Genomic DNA, 19045 nt, shown 5'->3' on the forward strand with positions numbered 1-19045 from the left:
TCTTAATGTAAAATCTGGTCGAGAAAGCGTTTGGCGCGATCACTGACCTGACCAGAGAAGAAGTCGCGGGTATTAGCCCGTTCGATAATTTCCCCCTCCTCCATAAACAGAATCTGATTTGCCGCACTGCGGGCGAAGCCCATCTCATGGGTCACCACCATACTGGTCATCCCTTCAGCGCTCAGTTCAGCCATCACATCCAGCACTTCACGGATCATTTCCGGGTCCAGTGCCGAGGTGGGTTCGTCGTACAACATCAGTTCGGGTTTCATCGCCAGCGCCCGGGCAATGGCGACACGCTGCTGCTGGCCGCCGGAGAGTTCATCCGGAAAATGGTCAGCGCGTTCATTAATCCGCACCTTCGCCAGCAAATTTTCTGCCTGCTTGCGGGCGTCAATCCGGTTCACGCCCAGCACCGTCATCGGTGCCAGCATGATGTTTTCTGCGGCAGTCAGGTGGGAGAACAGTTCGTAGTTCTGAAACACCATTCCGATACGCTGGCGCAGCTTATCGGCCGGAATTTCGCCACGGCTGATGTTCTGGTTACCAAAAAACACATCGCCACTGTCGGCCGGGGCCAGCAGATTTACGCAACGCAGCAAGGTCGATTTTCCGGAGCCGGAAGGGCCAATCAGCACCACCGTGTCGCCACGTTCCACCGTCAGGGAGCAGTTTTTCAGCACTTTCTGGCGGCCAAAGGTTTTATCGATGCCGATCATTTCCAGCAGGGGTTTATCGGGGTGTTTCATAGTACCTCCCGGGTGTCACTGTTCAGGCCTGGCGGCACTAAGCGCAGCTTTTTGTTTTTTTTACGACGGAGTTTCGGGTCCAGTACACTTTCCAGCCACGACTGGAACAGCATGAAAAATGAGGTCAGAACGAGGTAGTAGATACCGGCGGCGCACAGCGCCTCGAAGTAACGGAAGCTGGCACTGGCCGCCTGGTTTGCCACCAGCAGCAGGTCCTGTACGGCAATCACCGACACCAGCGCGCTGGACTTCAGCATGCTGATCATCTGGTTACCCATCGGTGGCAGTACGATTCTGGCCGCCTGTGGCAGCACAATCTTGCGCATGATCTGCGCGCTGTTCATGCCCAGCGCCATACCAGCAGTGCGCTGGCCACTTTTCACTGCCTGCAATCCGGAACGCAGGATTTCCGCCATATAGGCGCCTTCATTCAGAGAAAGCGCCAGCACCGCACAGGTAAAAGCGGAAAAACGGATGCCGAAACCTGGCAGGACGTTATAGACAAAAATAATCTGAAACAGCACCGGAGTGCCGCGAAACAGCCACAGATAGAAGAAGGCCAGCCATTTTCCGGGACGAAACGGAGCTTCCTGCAGCAATGCCAGAACCAGCCCCATAACCACACCGCACAGCAGTGAACAAAGGGTGATTAACAGCGTCATCCATGCACCTCTGAAAAACTCAGGTGAGATGAAGTACTGCCACATCAGATCAATCGACATAGTATTCTCCTGGAGTGCGGGTTCGGTTTAGAAAATGGCGACGGAGCCCGGGAAGTTCCACTTAGTAATCAGCTTGTGGTAAGTCCCGTCCTGCACCACCTCTTTCAGCCCCTTTTCCAGCAACTGACGGGTGTGGTTATCGCCTTTACGGATGGCGAAAGCGATTTGGGTATTGTTTTCAAACTCGGGTCCGGTGGCCTCAAACACGCCGGGTTTTTCACTGAACAGGGCGACGGTTCCCGGGGTAGACAGAAACTCTGCATCGGCACGGCCCTGCGCTACGGCCACTGCGGAATCAGTGGCCGCCGGGAAGGTCATCACATTAATCGCGGCTTTTTTGGCGGCCAGACACTGGGTGTTATTCTCGCGGGCTTCACTCTCTTCGATACCGCCCAGAGTGACGGCGATATTTTTGCCGCACAGCGAAAGGTCGCGACCGGTAATGCCGGATGGGTTGCCTTTACGCACCACCACGCGGCTGCCGATTTTCAGGTAAGGAATAAAATCGACCTGTGCGGCACGCGTCGGATTGACATACATGGCCGAGTTAATCATATCCAGACGTTTGCCCTGCAACGCCGGAATCAGCCCCTGGAAAGACATCTGCTGAGGCGCCGGGGTCAGACCGATTTTTTTGCTTAGCGCGGTGATCAGGTCAATATCAAACCCGGTCAGCTGGCCATTTTTGACGAATTCAAACGGCATAAAGGTGGCGGCCGTACCATAGGTTAATTGCCCCGGGGTAACACTCTCGTCAGCGGCAACGGCAGCCAGTGGCCCGATCGCCAGGGCCAGTAACAGGTTTCCGGCCACCCATTTGCGCAAAGATAATTTGTTCATGCTTGTCTCCTGGTGATTAAATTGGATTTTCTGACACAAAAAATACAATTAAAGGGATAGCAAAATGCTTTCCTGTGGTGCAGGATGCACAAAATACGTGCATCTGAACCGCTTATTTAGCTGCAACCTGGTGAGTTATTATTGTATATTGAGCCGACAATAATACACTCCAGAGAACACGCTCCATGACACTGACTGACTCAACTGCCAGTAGTCGCCGGATAGCCCGGCAAATCCTTGACCTGATATATGATGCAAGATTCGATCCAGGTCACCATTTGCGTGAACAACATCTCGCAGATGCGCTGGGTGTTTCACGCAGCCCGGTCCGGGCGGGACTCAAGGAGCTGACTCGTCTGGGGGCCGTGGAAGCGCGGCCAAATCAGGGGTTTTTCCTGCTGAAAAGCATCGAAGAACTGCAGCGTCTGACCATTGAGCAGACCAAAAATAATGATCAGGAATTGTATGAACGGCTGGTCAGAGACCGGATTGCCGGAGTGCTGCCGGAATCCTTTACTCAGACCGAAATCAGCCAGCGCTATGATGCTGATCGCGGGGTGTTATCGCGGGCGCTGGTGATGCTTTCTGAAGACGGGCTGATAGCCCGTAATGCGGGGCATGGCTGGCGATTTCTGCAGACCATAAACTCCGATGTGGCATTGCAGAACAGCTACGGATTCCGGCTGATGATTGAGCCGGCGGCCCTGCTGTCACCACGGCTGAGAATTGACCGCCAGCAATTGAAACGCCTGAGGGCTCAGCATCTGCGGCTAATCGGCCACGACGATATTACCCGGGTCCCGGCCAAAGAAATCTTTGAAACCGATGCTTCTTTCCATGAAATTCTGGCCGAAGCCAGCGGTAACCTGTTTGTATTACAGGCGATTCAACAGCAAAACCGTTTACGCCGCCTGCTGGAATTCGGCAGCTACCATAATAAACGTCGCGTAAAAGAGTGGTGTGAAGAGCATGTCGCGATCCTTGATGCGCTTCGTGATCATAAACCGCAACTGGCCGCCGAACTGATGCGTAAACACCTACAGTTTGCGTTTGACCAGGTCAGTTTTTCAAAGCCGGACGCATAACCGGCATCAATTTTGCACATACTGATCCTGAAAATACAATCAGGAGAAGTTATGGACTTAAAAATAGCACAGCGTGTCGCACTGGTTTGTGGTGCAGGCAGCGGTCTGGGCCGGGCAATCGCCCTTTCGCTGGCACAGGAAGGTGTCAGGGTGGCCGTCACCGGTCGTAATGCCGATAAACTGGCAGAGACTGTCAGCCTGATCACGGCACAGGGTGGCACCGCACAGGCCTGGATTCTGGACCTGGCGGCACCACAGGATTTTGACCAGACTCTGGAGAGTATCCGCCAGCAGTGGGGCAATATTGATATTCTGGTCAATAACTCCGGTGGGCCACCACCGGCCCGCGCCACCGGAACCGATGCCGCCGTCTGGCAAAGCCAGTTTTCGCTGATGGTGGGTTCACTAATTCAACTGACAGATAAGGTGTTACCGGCCATGCTGGAACAGGGCTGGGGACGCATTATCACCAGCACCTCCTCCGGGGTGATTGCCCCGATTCCTAACCTGGCACTGTCTAATGCTTTGCGTATGAGCCTGCTTGGCTGGTCAAAAACCCTCGCCAGTGAAGTGGCTGCAAAAGGGGTCACGGTAAACGTGATGGTTCCGGGGCGTATCGCCACTGACCGTGTCGGCCAGCTGGATGCACTGAAAGCGGGACGTGAAAATACCACCGCCGAACAGGTGGCTGAACAGAGCCGCAAAACCATTCCTGCCGGACGTTACGGCGACCCGGTGGAATATGGTGCGACTGCCGCCTTCCTTGCCGGAGAACCGGCGGGCTATATCACCGGCAGCGTTATCCGCGTCGATGGCGGATTAATCCCTTCCGTCTGAATAATCTGGCAGCCCGCAATGCCGGGGCTGCCGCTGTTATCGTGGCCTTTCTGCCGGGAACCGACAGAGAGGCCAGGGCTATAAAACTCCCCTCTTTCGGTTAGCGGTTTATCGATGGCTAGCTGTGGCTGACCGCCCGTAAGACGGACTATTTCAGGCGGGAATCAAAACTCAACGGGATGGCCCGCACAGTGGGCATCAGGCCAGCCACTGAAGGATGAAGCGGATTGAACAGAAAATTATTTTCGACCGGGGAAAGCGCACTTGGGATACGCAGCGCCACCGACTGAGCACCTGCTGCCCAGTCGTCGCCGTATTGCGCCAGAATGGCCGGGGCATCTTCGGCAGCCCAGTCGTCCGGCAGCATATCCTGATCAAATAACATTATCTGATTATCCGGCACCTCAATACTCAGCAGAGTAAATGACCCCATTAGCTGAGGGGCATTCAGATGCACCAGCGTTTCCAGCATGGTCAGTGACGCCGTCTCCGACAGATAAACCATCGCGGTGCCGACACTGTTCCAACGGCCACCGGCTTCTTTCGCCCCAAGGCCGGACCAGGCAGACGACAGATAGCGGGTTTTGGTGAGCCGGTAGAGGATCATGAATAAACGCCGTGCTCAATCCGCGTAATCAGTCGCATCACCTCCAGCGCCCCGGTTTCTGACGACAGAACATCCGCAGGCTTTTGCCAGTTAAGGGCACGATTTTTTTCATTCAGCCATTGGTTAGCGGCTTCCTTGTCCCCTTCAAACAGTTCAATGGCCCGCGCCAGCACCCGGATTACCCGGATAATTCGCTCGCTCTGATCGGCGGTAAACCGGGCCTTAATGCTGCGGTTAAAGGTGGTGTTAGGGATGCCCGACATTTTACGCAGTTCACTGGCCGGAATATTGGTCCAGTCAGAAAAACGCCTGGCGACATCCCCTTCCAGACCCTCGCTGATTCTGCCCATCAGCGCGATCCCATCCTGCACCTCAAGCCCGACGACGCTCCACAGGTCAGCCGGCGGAACCCGGGCCACCGAAGGCGAAAACACTTTCATAGTCATAGCAAACCCTCCATTTGGTTTTTTAATTATACCATATGGAACAGAAGTGATGGGGTTTTTAGTGGGTATGATGTGGGGTTATGTGCCAGAAGCGTATACTGCTGATATCGTGCTATGTTGTTTTATGTGGAGAAATTAACCGAACGTATTGTTTCCAGGTAAAAAGGACTCTCAGATGAATTTAGAGACTACGCGTTTAAAGCTGGAACCCTATAATGACTCACACTATGAAGGCTTAAGGGTGATGGATAACGATTCCGAAGTAATGCGGTATATCAACAAGGGTATTGTTAAAACGCCAGAAGAGACCAGGGAAAATATAAGACGTGTTCAGTCCCGATGGCATAAATATGGATTTTCATGGTGGGCTATCAAAGAGAAAGCCTCCGGAGTTGTTGTTGGAGCAGCCTGTCTCCAATACCTGGCAAACGTTGAGGGTGCCCCCCTGGAGATTGGTTGGCGGCTTATTCCGGAACATAATGGCAAAGGCTATGCAACCGAAGCGGCTGAAGCGATTATTGATTTTGCGGCAGAGCACATAGGCGCAGATTATTTAGTGGCTGTTGCCGACCCCGAAAATATCCCCTCTCAGCGAGTGATGCAACGCTTAGGCATGACCTATAAGGCAATAGAACAGCATTACGATGAGCCATGCGTCGTTTATGAACTTAGCATTCCGCGCCCTTAACTGTAGTGGGAATGTGTGTAAATCGTCCGCATGGTGCCGGGAGCGGACGTTTACGTTCGTTCCTGAAATATTGACCAGATAATTCAGCGTTAAATTTTCCGGTTAATACGCAACGCATCCACAACCAGTGAAAACGCCGGGGAAGGCTGTTTACGGCTGGGGTAATAAAGATAGTAACCGGGAAAAGGCCTGCACCAATCTTCAAGCACCCGGATTAGTTTTCCTTCCCGCAGACAGGTACCGAACTCCTCTTCAGGTAAAAAGGCAATTCCCAGTCCGGCAAGAGCTGCGTCAACAACGTGTTCCGATGTGTTAAACGTCAGTTGCCCTTCAACCCGAACATGAAATTTACCGTTTTCCTGCTCAAACTCCCAGGCGTAAATTTTCCCCGATTGAACCATTCGCTCATTAATACAGCAGTGTTGCATAAGATCGCGTGGCGTCTGAGGGGCTGCACACCGGGCAAAATACTCAGGAGAAGCTACAGCCGCCATGCGCAGTTTCGGACCAATGGGTACGGCTATCATGTCCTTGTCGATGGTGTCTCCGAGCCTCACACCGGCATCAAACCGATCAGCAACGATATCCCTAAACCCGTGGTTGGCGTCAAACTCAATCTGAATATCCGGATATTCGCGTAATAGTGGTGTCAGCTTTGGCAGTAGCGTGGTCTTCAGGACATTGGGTCCACAGGTAATACGGACGGTCCCCGCAGGCTTATCACGCAATGCCGTCAACATGTCCAGTTCGGCTTCAATCTCATCAATACGATGTCCCACCGATTGCAGCAGACGCTCCCCGGCGGCAGTCACCGACACGCTGCGCGTGGTCCGGGTCAACAAGCGGATTTGCATCTTTTCTTCCAGTCCGGAAATCGCCTGGCTCAGTGCAGGTTGGGTCACCCCAAGCTGCGCGGCAGCGCGTGTAAAACTGCCTTCCCGTGCCACGGTGATGAAAGAGAGTAAGTCGTTGAGATTGCGTCTGGCCATGTTCGTTTCCGATCTATTTATAAAATTAACTTATAAGGTCATTAAGTATTCATTAGCTAGTTAACCCGCTGCATATTGGTAACAATAATGCGATGAAAAAGTCAACGCTAACCCTTATGCAAAACGCTTACCGCAGAACGTCGCTGCTACTGCTCCTTGCCGGCCTGCTTTACCTCACGCAGTCCGCTATGGCGGGTGACAACGAGCGGGGAGTGGCGCAGGAGACGCTTATGAAAATTGAGATCATTGTGGAGGGAGAAACCGCCACCGCCACCCTCTTTGATACCCCGACAGGCCGGGACTTTGCGTCTTTGCTTCCCCTCAGCCTGACGCTGGAAGACTATGACGTTATTGAGCGCATAAGCAACTTGCCGCGCAGACTGTCTACGGCACAGGCACCGGACGGCATGACGCCGGAAGCCGGAGATATCACTTACTACGCGCCCTGGGGTAACCTGGCTGTTTTTGCCGAGGGCAGAGCTTACGCCCGTTCACTTATCCCGTTAGGGAAAGTGGATTCCGGACTGCCTGTCCTGCAACGCCACGGACCTCTTGCGGTGCAAATCAGGGTCGCCAACTGACCCGCAGCACCTTCCGCACCGCGATTATCCCTGTTATCACAGTCCCGTCCCCGTATGCCGTTTCAGGTCTTACTGCAGCGCTGAAGGCTCCCGGGCGCAGACTTCCTGTTATCTACTAAAAAGAAATCTCTGAATGAGTAATAAGACAGACGAGAACAGAAAAAAAATCCCCGAAAGCGGGAAACATCCCGCGCACTGGAGTGGCGTCTTTGCCATGACGCTGTGCGTCTTCGCCCTGATCGCTTCTGAATTTATGCCGGTAAGCCTGCTGACACCTATGGCGCAGACCCTGCATGTCACCGAAGGTATGACCGGACAGGGCATCGCTATTTCCGGGGCATTTGCAGTGGTAACCAGCCTGTTTATTTCCGTGCTGGCAGGCACGCTTAACCGGAAAACGCTGCTGCTCGGCCTGACCTGCATTATGGCGATTTCCGGTGCTGTTATTGCGATGGCACCCAATTACCTGATCTACATGGCGGGCAGAGCCCTGATTGGTATCGTGGTCGGCGGGTTCTGGTCGATGTCGGCCGCGACGGCAATGCGTCTGGTCCCGGTGCATCGAGTTCCACTGGCGCTGGCTATTTTCAACAGCGGCAATGCTTTGGCTACCGTCGTGGCTGCCCCTCTGGGCAGCTGGCTCGGGTCGGTGGTTGGCTGGCGGGGGGCCTTCTTCTGCCTGGTGCCGGTCGCCATCATCGCGTTTATCTGGCAATTACTCAGTCTGCCTTCCATGCCGGTCACCCGTCAGGTGGCGGCTTCCCGCAACGTATTCACGCTGTTTCGTCGTCGGGTGGTCAGGCTGGGCATGCTGGGTGTGGGGATCTTCTTTATGGGGCAGTTCACGCTCTTTACCTACATTCGGCCTTTCCTTGAGACGGTGACACGAGTGGATGCCGCAACGGTGACCCTGGTCCTGCTGGTTATCGGTGTCGCAGGTTTTATCGGCACCACCCTGATTGGCCGGGTGCTGAAACGCGGGTTCTACCCAACCCTGATGGCTATCCCGGTGCTGATGGCCATCACCGCGATGGCACTGATTGCCTTCGGCAGCCAGGTGGCTATCGTGACCGCACTGCTCGGGCTATGGGGGCTGATTTCCACTGCCGCACCGGTGGGATGGTGGGCATGGGTTCCGCGTACCTTCCCGCAGAACGCCGAAGCGGGCGGCGGACTGATGGTGGCGATGGTGCAGCTGTCCATTGCTCTCGGTTCGACGGTGGGCGGCCTGCTTTTCGACCATCACGGCTACCAGAGCACCTTCCTGGCCAGCGCCGCGATGCTGATTATCGCAACCGTACTGATCTTTCTGACCTCGCGCGCAGATACTTCTGCCGCAAACTAATCATAAACCCAGGAGTAATGCCATGACAGTCAAGGCTTACGGTGCCCATGCGGGCACACTGCCGCTGGAGTCGATGGATATCACCCGTCGCCCCCCCGGTGCCCATGATGTGCAGATTGATATCGCGTACTGCGGAGTCTGCCATTCGGATATCCACCAGGTACGCGCTGAATGGGCCGGAACGCTCTATCCCTGCGTACCGGGACATGAAATTGTCGGTCGTGTAGTGGCCGTTGGCGATCACGTCTCCGGTTTTTGTGCAGGGGACCTGGTGGGGGTCGGCTGCATTGTTGACAGCTGCCGGCACTGCGGTGACTGTGACGACGGACTGGAGAACTACTGCGACCATATGACAGGGACATACAATTTCCCGACGCCGGACGCGCCTGGCCACACGCTGGGCGGATATTCGCAGCAGATTGTGGTGCATGAACGCTATGTCCTGCGCGTCACTCACCCGGAAGCGCAACTGGCCGCCGTGGCACCGCTGCTGTGTGCGGGTATCACCACGTACTCACCGCTGCGTCACTGGCAGGCGGGCCCCGGCAAAAAGGTCGGAGTGGTCGGTATCGGTGGACTGGGGCATATGGGGATCAAGCTTGCGCACGCCATGGGCGCCCATGTCGTGGCCTTTACCACGTCTGAGTCCAAACGTGATGCCGCCAGGGCGCTTGGTGCAGATGAGGTGGTGGTCTCCCGTCACGCCAGCGAAATGGAAGCCCATGTAAAGAGCTTCGATTTTATCCTCAACACCGTTGCTGCGCCGCATAACCTCGACGTGTTCACTGCGCTGCTGAAACGTGATGGCACGATGACCCTGGTAGGTGCGCCGGCCACGCCGCATGACTCACCGGAAGTGTTCAACCTCATCATGAAGCGCCGGTCGATTGCCGGGTCGATGATTGGCGGCATTCCTGAAACGCAGGAGATGCTCAATTTCTGCGCTGAACATGGCATTGTCGCCGATATTGAGCTTATCCGCGCCGATCAGATTAACGACGCCTATGAGCGCATGCTCACAGGCGATGTGCATTACCGGTTTGTCATGGATAACACCACCCTGGCTTAATGATAAGGAGCAGCTGACATGAACTACAAACATCTGGGTCGTACCGGCCTGCGGGTAAGCCGCATCGGTCTCGGTACCATGAATTTCGGTGAGCTGACCGATGAGCCAACCAGCTTCAGGATCATGGATGAAGCCGTGGATGCGGGTATCAACTTTTTCGATACCGCTGACGTCTATGGCGGGCCGCAGTCACCGGATATGGCAAAAGGGTACGGGACATCTGAAGAAATCATCGGTAACTGGCTGGCACGCAGCGGCAAGCGCGACCGGATAGTGCTGGCCACGAAAGTTTACCAGCCGATGGACACAGGGCCGAACGACAAATACCTGTCTGCCTACCATATCCGCCGGGCCTGTGAGGCCAGCCTGAAAAGGCTAAAAACGGACCATATCGATCTCTATCAGATGCACCATATCGACCGGAACACCCCCTGGGAAGAGATCTGGCAGGCCATGGAACAGCTGATCCGTGAGGGTAAAGTCAGCTACGTGGGCAGCAGTAACTTTGCCGGCTGGGATATTGCCACTGCACAGTGCAAGGCTGACGCGCGCAATCTTCTGGGGCTGGCCTCTGAGCAGAGTCTGTATAACCTGACCCAGCGCACGGTTGAGCTGGAAGTCATTCCGGCGCTGCGTCATTACGGCATTGGCCTGATCCCCTGGAGCCCGGTCGGAATGGGGATGCTGGGTGGAGTTCTGAAGAAAATTGCGGGTGGCCGTCGGGCAACACCGCAACTGCAGGCGCAAATCAACCGCCTGCGGTCGCAACTGCAGGCCTGGGAAACACTGTGTGATGAGCTGGGGGAAACACCATCAGACGTCGCGCTGGCCTGGCTACTGCAGAACCCGGTAGTTAGCGCCGTGCTCAGTGGCCCGCGTACAGCAGAACAGCTCCGTCAGAATCTCAATGCCCTGACGCTGTCTCTTTCAGACGATACGCTCAAAAGGCTGGATACCATCTGGCCGGGACCGGGCGGGGAAGCACCTGAAGCCTACGCATGGTAAACTTTTATCAGGGTTAACTACTACCGGCCTTCGGGTCGGTAATTAGGTTATTTCAGCCAAATTGGTTACATGAAGATGTTGTACTTTTCCTTAATTCTTAGATGTCCGCTTCATGCTCTAAGCTGATGCTATGAATCAGTTGCAAGCTGGATGAAAGGATGCAGCTAAGCGGGCACCCTGTCACAGAGAATCAAATAACATATCCAGAAAGGCACGCACTGCAGGATTTGTACGGCGGCTTTCGGGCCAGAGTACTGTCAGATTATGCCGTTCTACTGCAAACTCAGACAATACAGGGATTAACATCCCACGTTCTGTCCAGGAAGCAGCCATAAAACTTGCAGCCATACCAATTCCTGCACCTGCCGCAATAGTCGTCAGCACTGCCTCACTTGCATCCATGACCATAGCTGATGGCGGCAGAATTTCGATCTCGTGTTTTCCGGTATTAAACGGCCAGCGAAACAGCTGGCCTGTACTCTGGTAGCGCAGGTTGACAGTTTCGTGATTTATCAGCTCGCCGGGATGCCGCGGTAAACCGTTTTTATTCAGATAATCCGGAGAAGCATAGCAACAAAGCCGGTAAGGCGGGAGGCGACGCGACAGGAGCCCTGAGTCGGGGAGCTCGCCAATTCGTAACGCTATATCAATTCCCTCTTCAATGAAGCCCACATACCCGTCGTTCAGGCGCAAGTCAATCTTCACCGCTGGCTGGCGCAGACGGAACTGCGTCAACAGGGGAGCCAGCATATGCAAGCCTACCGGAACTGAGGCGGCAATGCGTAACGTGCCTGCAGGTTCAGCACGGGCAGTTTTCGCTGCCTGCTCGATCTCTTCAGCGTCCCGTAACAGCTTCAGTACTCGTTCATGCAGCTCGCGGCCTTCTGGCGTAAGCGTGAGCGACCGTGTAGTACGTGTGAAAAGTGAGATACCGAGATGCTGCTCCAACCTCTGAATACTTTTGCTCACAGCAGAGGGAGATACAGAGAGCGTCCGGGCTGCGGCAGTGTAACTCCCCAACATTCCTGCACGTGCAAATGCAATAAGCCCGGTAAGGCTTTCAAAACCCATTTTATCTTTCATGGCATAAGTGAAACGAATCAGAGCGCTATTATCAATGTCCAGGAACAGTCATACCATTTCTTTCGTTTAATTCATATCAGGAGAACAGAAATGGCAGAAATAATGAAAGCTATACGACTACATGAATTTGGTGGGCCAGCCGTACTACGTTACGAAGATGCTCCTCGTCCGGAACCCAAGGACGGGGAAGTCCTGGTACGGGTGCATGCGGCGAGCATCAACCCACCGGATCTCTACCTGCGGGACGGTTATCGCACACTGCCACCCGAGTGGCAGCCAGACCCCGTATTTCCGCTGATCCCGGGTACTGATGTATCCGGCGTCGTTGCGGCAGTCAGTAAGGGCACCCCCGGTTTTAGCATCGGCGATGAAGTCTATGCCATGGTGAGGTTCCCGGAAGACCTGATGAAAGGCAGTGGTGCCTATGCGGAATACGTTTGTGTTCCTGCCAGTGAGCTTGCGCTAAAACCTCACGGGTTAAATCATGTCCAGGCCGCCGCCCTACCCATGTCACTTCTGACCGTCTGGCAGTTTCTCATTGAAACGGGCCATGATGCCCCAAACCCGTTTCAGTCTTTTAAGCATGTTCCCACAGAGCTTGAAGGTAAAACGGTTTTGGTAAATGGCGCAGGGGGTGGCGTAGGTCATCTTGCCGTTCAGGTTGCCAGATGGAGAGGCGCACGGGTGATAGCAGTCGCCTCTGGCAAACATGAATCCCTTTTACGCGAACTGGGTGCTGAAGATTTTATTGATTACACCCGTGAGGCCGCCGACACCGCCGCGCAGAATGTTGATCTTGTTATCGATGCCGTGGGCGGTGCAAATATGGACAGGTTTCTGAATATCATCAGGCCTGGCGGTTCACTTTACCTGGTTAACCCGCTGGGCTTCACCGGACACAATGAAGCAACCCGGCTCGGCATCACTGTTTCATCGACGCAGGTTCGCTCCAGCGGCAAACAACTTGAAGACGCAGGCCGGTTGCTTGAAAACGGCGTGTTGAGAGTCGTGACTGACAGTATCTTTCCTCTGTCGGACGCTACAGCAGCACACCAGCGTGCTTCGCGTGGCAATATTCAGGGAAAAATAGTACTTACAGTTAACTGAAATATCCCAGCCCCGGTTTAAAATATCCACCAACCAGGGCAGCGGGAAAGGGAACAATTTATGATCATAGTAACCGGTTATGTGTACTTACCCCCCGCTGAACTAACACCTTTTCTGGATGATTTAGCAGCGCTAACCAATATAACTCGTCAACGTACTGGCAACATATCCTATGACACGGCAGTCATTGATTTGCCGTCTGGAAAATTACTGATCACCGAGCGCTGGGCGGACCAGGCAGCGCTCAGTAATCATCTTAAGGCTCCGGACACCGGAGCTTTCATCAATAAATGGGGTAATCATATGCAAAGTGATGTCCAGAAATACGATGGCCTGAATGAACGAGACCTGATGGAAAATTAATCTGGCTGGCACCTGATTCGGTTTCTCTGCAGCCACTGTTATTCGGTCAGGAGGCAGGATAACTTTGACATGGTTTTCTCCATGTCCAGAGAAATAGCCGACAGGGAAATCATGTCAGGCAACGAAAGGATTCCGAGGCTGACCATATATTGATAATCCAGCAAAAATAAGCCAGTCGGTAAACACGCAGTGCGTCAGCCCTCTAATGCAGTATCAAGATAGATCACCGGAGCCCTTACCCTGGCCGAAGTCGCGGGACCTGGAGGATTATGAATAAACGCCGTGCTCAATCCGCGTAATCAGTCGCATCACCTCCAGCGCCCCGGTTTCTGACGACAGAACATCAGCAGGCTTTTGCCAGTTAAGGGCGCGATTTTTTTCATTCAGCCATTGGTTAGCGGCTTCCTTGTCCCCTTCAAACAGTTCAATGGCCCGCGCCAGCACCCGGATCACCCGGATAATTCGCTCGCTCTGGTCGGCGGTAAACCGGGCCTTAATGCTGCGGTTAAAGGTGGTGTTAGGGATACCCGACATTTTACGCAGTTCACTGGCCGGAATATTGGTCCAGTCAGAAAAACGCCTGGCGCCATCCCCTTCCAGACCCTCGCTGATTCTGCCCATCAGCGCGATCCCATCCAGCACCTCAAGCCCGACGACGCTCCACAGGTCAGCCGGCGGAACCCGGGCCACCGAAGGCGAAAACACTTTCATAGTCATAGCGAACCCTCCATTTGGTTTTTTAATTATACCATATGGAACAGAAGTGATGGGGTTTTTAGCGGGGGGATGGGGTGGAGAGAAAAATAGCTGGTAAACCTAGATGTTCCCGACATTGGCTCAATACGGAGGATCTTAGTAACAACATCCCAGACACCTGCTACTTCTGCATCTTGGATCAAAAATACACTACACTGGTTAAATAAACAGATAAACATTTCCCTCTGGGTCAAATGAGTGATAGGATTTCACCCATAACACCCGAGGATGCATCATGTCTGAATTTGAATTACTGGCACAAAGCCTGCTGGAAAAAGCAGAAATCGAAGAAAAAAAACAACAGGATAACGATAAGAAACTTATCGAGCAGGTTCTGCAGATATATGACCAGAAGTATGTCGCCGAACTGCTCAGGAAAGTAGGCAAGAGTGACTGGAGCAGAGAATCCATCAATCGCTGGATCAACGGTAAATCGGCGCCTAAATCACTAACCATCGCTGAAGAAGCATTACTCAGGAAAATGCTCCCGTCTCCCCCTGCACATCATCCCAACTATGCCTTCAGATTCGTTGATCTTTTCGCTGGCATCGGGGGGATCCGCAAAGGGTTCGAAACCATTGGCGGACAGTGCGTCTTCACCAGTGAATGGAATAAAGAAGCCGTACGTACCTACAAAGCTAACTGGTATAACGACGAAGATGCCCACAACTTCAATCTCGATATCCGTGAAGTCACTCTCAGTGATAAGCCCGATGTCTCTGAAGTTGATGCATATGCTCACATCGACACTCATGTGCCGGATCATGACGTCCTCCTGGCGGGATTCCCCTGTCAGCCATTCAGCCTTGCTGGTGTCAGTAAGAAAAACTCCCTCGGCCGTGCGCACGGGTTTGAGTGCGAGGCTCAGGGTACCCTGTTCTTCGATGTCGCACGTATCATCCGCGCAAAAAAACCGGCCGTATTCGTCCTTGAGAATGTGAAAAACCTGAAAAGTCATGATAAGGGCAAGACCTTCAAGGTCATTATGGAAACCCTGGATGAACTCGGTTACGAAGTGGCTGACGCTGGCGATGTCGGTAAGAGTGACCCTAAAGTGATCGACGGAAAAAATTTCCTGCCACAACACCGCGAGCGTATCGTTCTGGTCGGCTTCCGCCGCGATCTGAATCTGCACAAAGATTTTACTCTTCGTGATATCGGGCGCTTCTACCCTGAGAAACGCCCTACTTTCGGTGACCTGCTGGAACCGGTAGTCGACAGCAAATATATCCTCACTCCTAAACTGTGGGAATACCTTTATAACTACGCGAAAAAACATGCAGCAAAAGGTAATGGATTCGGGTTTGGTCTCGTCGACCCTGCAAATCCGGATAGCGTTGCCCGTACTCTTTCCGCCCGTTACCACAAAGATGGCTCTGAAATTCTGATCGACAGAGGATGGGATAAAGCTGTCGGGGAAGCTGACTTCAGTAATGAAGAGAACCAGGTGAAACGTCCACGCAGACTTACCCCGCGTGAATGTGCCCGGCTGATGGGGTTTGAAACTCCACACGGCAAACCTTTCCGTATCCCTGTATCAGACACACAGTCTTACCGTCAGTTTGGTAACTCAGTTGTAGTCCCGGTTTTCGAGGCTGTCGCCCGTTTACTGGAACCTTATATACTGAAAGCGGCTCAAGCCAGGAAAGATAAATAACGCCAGAGTTCCCGGTATCAGTGTACCGGGAACCTGACTCAACTGAGGTCCGAATACAGAGTCAGTAACTCCAGGATAAAATCCCCCAGAGTTATCAGCTCGTCCCTGATCTCCTCCGGATATTTTTTATGTAAGGATAATGGCACGACCAGTCTGACACCGACCCCGCGCATCTCTTCATACTGGTTTACCGATACCCCTTCCTGTAGCGTAAACAAGTGCACCTGGCTGATTCTGTCAGCCTCATTCACTATCTGACGCCAGCGATCCTTACAGGTCGTCTTGACAGCCAGCATGCGAAGATGTTCATCAGGAAACGCATTATCATGATAGGCTTCGGCTGACGGAAACAGAAAATCAGGTTTCTTTTTACCTTCAGTGACAGCCTGAGTGGTAAAGTGCTTCAGACCATGTTCAATGAACAGATGCTCAAGATGTAACTCCAGAGACTTCCCGGCGCGGGATTTACGACGGTTACTCACTGAGTTGGCCAGAGCAATGAACTCATCTACTGACCCGAAACCCTGCCGGATAATATCCAGAACGTGCAGCTCTTCGACCAGCAGAAAAATATCGTACTCAATACGGCGTCTGTCTATAAGCTGCACATCAGGATTATTTGACGTCTTAGTATAATGCTTTGAAGCGTAACTGATGATTTCATTGCCACTCGGGAAGTATTCCTTCCACTCTTCAGGAAGTTCATATTTGTGATTTACCTCCGTATTGCGTACCGCAAGACCACCTAAGACTTTACTTCCCTTACCGGTTATCTGACTTCCCGGAGTCACCTCTCCTAGAATGGACTCGGCAAATTCCTCCTCTTCCAGACTACTGCATACCCAGATATCGATACTCTTACAGTCACCACCTTCAGGATCGAGTTCAAATGCTAACAGCGCCAGACCGCCGGTATTCTCCTTATCCTGAAGCGGGTTGTTACTTCCCCAACGAGTGATCCGTTTTTCATTCCTCGTACCATCAAAAAAACGGTTATTGTAGTAAATGGCCCTGACTTCGCGGTCTGGGCACTCATGCGAGGAAACATGTGCATTAAGGTAAACTGAGGGGTTCTGCTCGCGGGTATGATCTATGGATGGGAGTAATGCTGAAACAATGTCTGAAGGGATATAGAGCCCCACCTGATGAGCACCAGTTGCCCCGGTATCATTCGCTGATAAACGTTTTATAAAAAGAAAATAGTTATCATATGCTTTACCAAGCAACCAGTTCTGAAAGCCGGACATTACAATCCCTTAGATTTTTCTGGGTTTCACATCCGATTTATCCTTACACAAATAATCCCTGAAAAAAATAAGCAGATGGCAAATACATCAGTACATGTGATCACTTCGTTATTCATCGAGGTCGAAAACATTGTATTACAGTAAGCAACCTTGAATTCATCTCAGAACGGCACGTATAGTGCAATTTCTCCTATACTCAGCTAGCAGTTTTTTCAGCGGCGTATAGATAGTCACCCCACTCAGCTAAGGATATTGCAGAACTAGCTATTCAGCCAGACAGCGTTTGTCTCTTACCGCCAGGTTCTGACCAGTTGAATCGAACCATCCATGTTGAATATCTCTTATCCCTCCCCCCCCCTCATTTGCCTTCCGCTATAGGCCATGCGATGATTTGCCGACAACCATAAAACGCTTTTCGTTCCGGCAGCTACAGGCCGGGCTTTCACTGAGCCAGTCTCACGCTTCAGAAAGGATGTTGCATGCAAACCTGCCCCAAATGTCATCAGCAGATCAGTAATGATTATTGCCCGTCCTGTGCCGAAAAAGAACGTGCCGCGGACCGGCATGATAACCCGGGGAATTGGGCCGGTGAGCCAAAAACCAGCCTGCCATCACAGAGTCCATCGCCGTCTCCGGCACCTTCCGTACAACCCGCTCGCAGCTCAGCCCCGAAGCGCCCCCCGCTGCCGCTGGATAATTTCGCGGCCAGGTTTATCTATGCCCGTATAACGCCGTTTATACTGATGCTGTTGCTGGCGTTTGAAATTGTCAGCAGCCTGAAATTCCTGCAAAGCTACCGGGATTACTACGGGCTTGGGCTGTTCACTATGCCGTTCCCGAAACTTTACGCGCCGCTGCTGGTACTGTTGCTGGTGAATTTGCTGATGATGTTTAAATTCCGTGAGTTTCATCAGGCGAAAAGCCGTGAGCGCGGTCACCCGACCTTCTGCCTGTTTGTGTTCTTCTGGTTCTTTAACATGCGCAGTTTTGGCCTGACGGCCGGGTTCTGGCTGATTAACCACTTCTGATCTTATCCCCTTTGATCAGGTACTGCCAGTGTGCAACAGCCCCGGCAGTACTCTGCGATTGTTCTGCTATGCGGCGGATTATCACACAACCTCAGTTTCCGGGGGCTGCCCCCTACCACCGGTTAAACGGCTCTGCTAAGGTGTTGGTACTGTCCTCAGCGGGAACCACACTATGATGGAAGGCCGTCTTTATTTTTGTGCAGACCAGATTTTGCGTTTTAAATCTGACTTCGACGACGCCACCGCCCTGCCTTTGCTGTCTGTTCTCCGGACCCAGCCCGCTGATGACCCCTGGTTTTTGTTACGCTTCTTTCGTCACCCGGTGGTAATTGAACAGGGCACCACCCTGGCGGCAATCCTGATTGCAGTGGAAGCCTGGCAGGATCTGTTAACCGCCCTTCTGGATCGTGATGTCGCCGCCTATATCCGTGAAATGAAAAAACCGGCCCCATCGGCCAGCAACGGGCCTGACTGGATATGTATCCGCCGTCACAGCGCGGTGGTCCGTAGTTATCAGTATCTGCAACCGGGAGAAGAGGAAGACCTTAACGACTATTTTTCCCGCGAACTGGCGCCCGCCGATGATTTCGATATCGAAACCGAATGTAGCGCTTTTGGCATCCGCTTTGACTCTGCACAACACTGGAGCCTGAGCGAAAATATCCATGATATTAAAAACCTGCCGGTAGTGATTGATAACCGACAGGCGTTGGAATTCCTGCCGCAGGACGGGTTACTTCAGAAAGGGGTTACCGGTATTGACTATGATACCCACCGCCACCGGCTCTACAGCGAAACCGAATTAAGTTTTCGTTAACTGCTGGAAGCCATTTTTATCAGC

Annotated in this window: 21 protein-coding genes; 12 read left to right on the forward strand and 9 right to left on the reverse strand. The window is 53.0% G+C overall.

Annotated elements, in window-relative coordinates:
- Window positions 1-2 precede the first annotated feature (2 nt).
- From B3Z23_RS14190 to B3Z23_RS14200, 3 genes are read right to left on the reverse strand one after another with little or no spacing between them, the layout of a single operon-like run.
- On the reverse strand, window positions 3-749 hold the full coding sequence (locus tag B3Z23_RS14190) for an amino acid ABC transporter ATP-binding protein (RefSeq protein ID WP_038017205.1): 747 nt from the start codon (window positions 747-749) through the stop codon (window positions 3-5).
- The gene (locus B3Z23_RS14195; RefSeq protein ID WP_294911278.1) at window positions 746-1471 is read right to left on the reverse strand and encodes an amino acid ABC transporter permease; all 726 of its coding nucleotides are present in this window, start codon (window positions 1469-1471) and stop codon (window positions 746-748) included. Before B3Z23_RS14195 ends, B3Z23_RS14190 begins: the two co-directional genes overlap by 4 nt.
- 27 nt (window positions 1472-1498) lie before the next feature.
- Window positions 1499-2311, reverse strand: a complete 813-nt coding sequence (locus B3Z23_RS14200; RefSeq protein ID WP_294911281.1) for an ABC transporter substrate-binding protein — start codon at window positions 2309-2311, stop codon at window positions 1499-1501.
- A gap of 185 nt (window positions 2312-2496) precedes the next feature.
- Here B3Z23_RS14200 and B3Z23_RS14205 point away from each other — a divergent pair, with 185 nt between their 5' ends.
- Complete coding sequence (locus B3Z23_RS14205) at window positions 2497-3396, forward strand: GntR family transcriptional regulator (protein ID WP_294911284.1); 900 nt, start codon at window positions 2497-2499, stop codon at window positions 3394-3396.
- 51 nt (window positions 3397-3447) lie between these two features.
- Window positions 3448-4233 carry an SDR family oxidoreductase gene (locus B3Z23_RS14210; protein WP_038017198.1) on the forward strand — a complete coding sequence of 262 codons (786 nt, stop codon included), beginning with the start codon at window positions 3448-3450 and terminating at the stop codon, window positions 4231-4233.
- 148 nt (window positions 4234-4381) lie between these two features.
- Here B3Z23_RS14210 and B3Z23_RS14215 read toward each other — a convergent pair whose 3' ends face one another.
- Together B3Z23_RS14215 and parS (B3Z23_RS14220) are read right to left on the reverse strand one after the other, a co-directional pair.
- Window positions 4382-4840, reverse strand: coding sequence for an RES family NAD+ phosphorylase (locus B3Z23_RS14215; protein WP_294911288.1), 459 nt, complete (start codon window positions 4838-4840; stop codon window positions 4382-4384).
- Window positions 4837-5280: a type II toxin-antitoxin system Xre/ParS family antitoxin gene (parS, locus tag B3Z23_RS14220; RefSeq protein WP_294911909.1), complete on the reverse strand. Its 444-nt coding sequence runs from the start codon at window positions 5278-5280 to the stop codon at window positions 4837-4839. Before parS (B3Z23_RS14220) ends, B3Z23_RS14215 begins: the two co-directional genes overlap by 4 nt.
- Window positions 5281-5461: 181 nt before the next feature.
- Between parS (B3Z23_RS14220) and B3Z23_RS14225 the strand changes: the two genes are divergently transcribed.
- Window positions 5462-5974, forward strand: a complete 513-nt coding sequence (locus B3Z23_RS14225) for a GNAT family N-acetyltransferase (RefSeq protein WP_294911290.1) — start codon at window positions 5462-5464, stop codon at window positions 5972-5974.
- 89 nt (window positions 5975-6063) lie between these two features.
- Here B3Z23_RS14225 and B3Z23_RS14230 read toward each other — a convergent pair whose 3' ends face one another.
- Entirely contained in the window at window positions 6064-6963 is a 900-nt protein-coding gene (locus B3Z23_RS14230) for a LysR family transcriptional regulator (protein WP_294911293.1), read from the reverse strand.
- Window positions 6964-7193: 230 nt separating this feature from the next.
- Here B3Z23_RS14230 and B3Z23_RS14235 point away from each other — a divergent pair, with 230 nt between their 5' ends.
- The 4 genes from B3Z23_RS14235 (at window position 7194) to B3Z23_RS14250 (ending at window position 10963) form a co-directional block, all read left to right on the forward strand.
- Window positions 7194-7544: a cyclophilin-like fold protein gene (locus tag B3Z23_RS14235; protein ID WP_294911296.1), complete on the forward strand. Its 351-nt coding sequence runs from the start codon at window positions 7194-7196 to the stop codon at window positions 7542-7544.
- A 133-nt stretch (window positions 7545-7677) separates the two neighbouring features.
- Window positions 7678-8889 (forward strand): MFS transporter, encoded by a 1212-nt coding sequence (locus B3Z23_RS14240; protein ID WP_294911298.1) that lies wholly within the window; start codon window positions 7678-7680, stop codon window positions 8887-8889.
- A 22-nt stretch (window positions 8890-8911) separates the two neighbouring features.
- Window positions 8912-9958 carry an NAD(P)-dependent alcohol dehydrogenase gene (locus B3Z23_RS14245; RefSeq protein WP_294911301.1) on the forward strand — a complete coding sequence of 349 codons (1047 nt, stop codon included), beginning with the start codon at window positions 8912-8914 and terminating at the stop codon, window positions 9956-9958.
- Between the two features lie 18 nt (window positions 9959-9976).
- Complete coding sequence (locus tag B3Z23_RS14250) at window positions 9977-10963, forward strand: aldo/keto reductase (protein ID WP_294911303.1); 987 nt, start codon at window positions 9977-9979, stop codon at window positions 10961-10963.
- Between the two features lie 180 nt (window positions 10964-11143).
- Here the strand turns inward: B3Z23_RS14250 and B3Z23_RS14255 are convergent, their stop codons facing one another.
- The gene (locus tag B3Z23_RS14255; RefSeq protein ID WP_294911306.1) at window positions 11144-12046 is read right to left on the reverse strand and encodes a LysR family transcriptional regulator; all 903 of its coding nucleotides are present in this window, start codon (window positions 12044-12046) and stop codon (window positions 11144-11146) included.
- Between the two features lie 90 nt (window positions 12047-12136).
- On the opposite strand from B3Z23_RS14255, the gene B3Z23_RS14260 reads away from it, so the two are divergent.
- Together B3Z23_RS14260 and B3Z23_RS14265 are read left to right on the forward strand one after the other, a co-directional pair.
- Window positions 12137-13153, forward strand: coding sequence for an NADP-dependent oxidoreductase (locus tag B3Z23_RS14260; protein ID WP_294911308.1), 1017 nt, complete (start codon window positions 12137-12139; stop codon window positions 13151-13153).
- 60 nt (window positions 13154-13213) lie between these two features.
- Entirely contained in the window at window positions 13214-13516 is a 303-nt protein-coding gene (locus tag B3Z23_RS14265; protein ID WP_294911310.1) for a putative quinol monooxygenase, read from the forward strand.
- Window positions 13517-13783: 267 nt separating this feature from the next.
- On the opposite strand, the gene parS (B3Z23_RS14270) is transcribed toward B3Z23_RS14265, so the two are convergent.
- Window positions 13784-14227: a type II toxin-antitoxin system Xre/ParS family antitoxin gene (gene parS, locus B3Z23_RS14270; protein ID WP_294911910.1), complete on the reverse strand. Its 444-nt coding sequence runs from the start codon at window positions 14225-14227 to the stop codon at window positions 13784-13786.
- Window positions 14228-14507: 280 nt separating this feature from the next.
- Between parS (B3Z23_RS14270) and B3Z23_RS14275 the strand changes: the two genes are divergently transcribed.
- A complete protein-coding gene (locus B3Z23_RS14275; RefSeq protein ID WP_294911312.1) occupies window positions 14508-15929 on the forward strand; it encodes a DNA cytosine methyltransferase in 1422 nt (473 codons plus the stop codon).
- Between the two features lie 38 nt (window positions 15930-15967).
- Here B3Z23_RS14275 and B3Z23_RS14280 read toward each other — a convergent pair whose 3' ends face one another.
- Window positions 15968-17176, reverse strand: a complete 1209-nt coding sequence (locus tag B3Z23_RS14280) for a type II restriction endonuclease (protein WP_294911314.1) — start codon at window positions 17174-17176, stop codon at window positions 15968-15970.
- Window positions 17177-17655: 479 nt separating this feature from the next.
- Here B3Z23_RS14280 and B3Z23_RS14285 point away from each other — a divergent pair, with 479 nt between their 5' ends.
- Both B3Z23_RS14285 and B3Z23_RS14290 read left to right on the forward strand, forming a co-directional pair.
- Entirely contained in the window at window positions 17656-18204 is a 549-nt protein-coding gene (locus B3Z23_RS14285) for a hypothetical protein (protein ID WP_294911316.1), read from the forward strand.
- Window positions 18205-18376: 172 nt separating this feature from the next.
- Window positions 18377-19021: a hypothetical protein gene (locus tag B3Z23_RS14290; protein ID WP_294911317.1), complete on the forward strand. Its 645-nt coding sequence runs from the start codon at window positions 18377-18379 to the stop codon at window positions 19019-19021.
- The last annotated feature ends 24 nt before the right edge of the window (window positions 19022-19045 follow it).

Source organism: Tatumella sp. UBA2305 (assembly GCF_002345795.1).
Lineage (GTDB): Bacteria > Pseudomonadota > Gammaproteobacteria > Enterobacterales > Enterobacteriaceae > Tatumella > Tatumella morbirosei.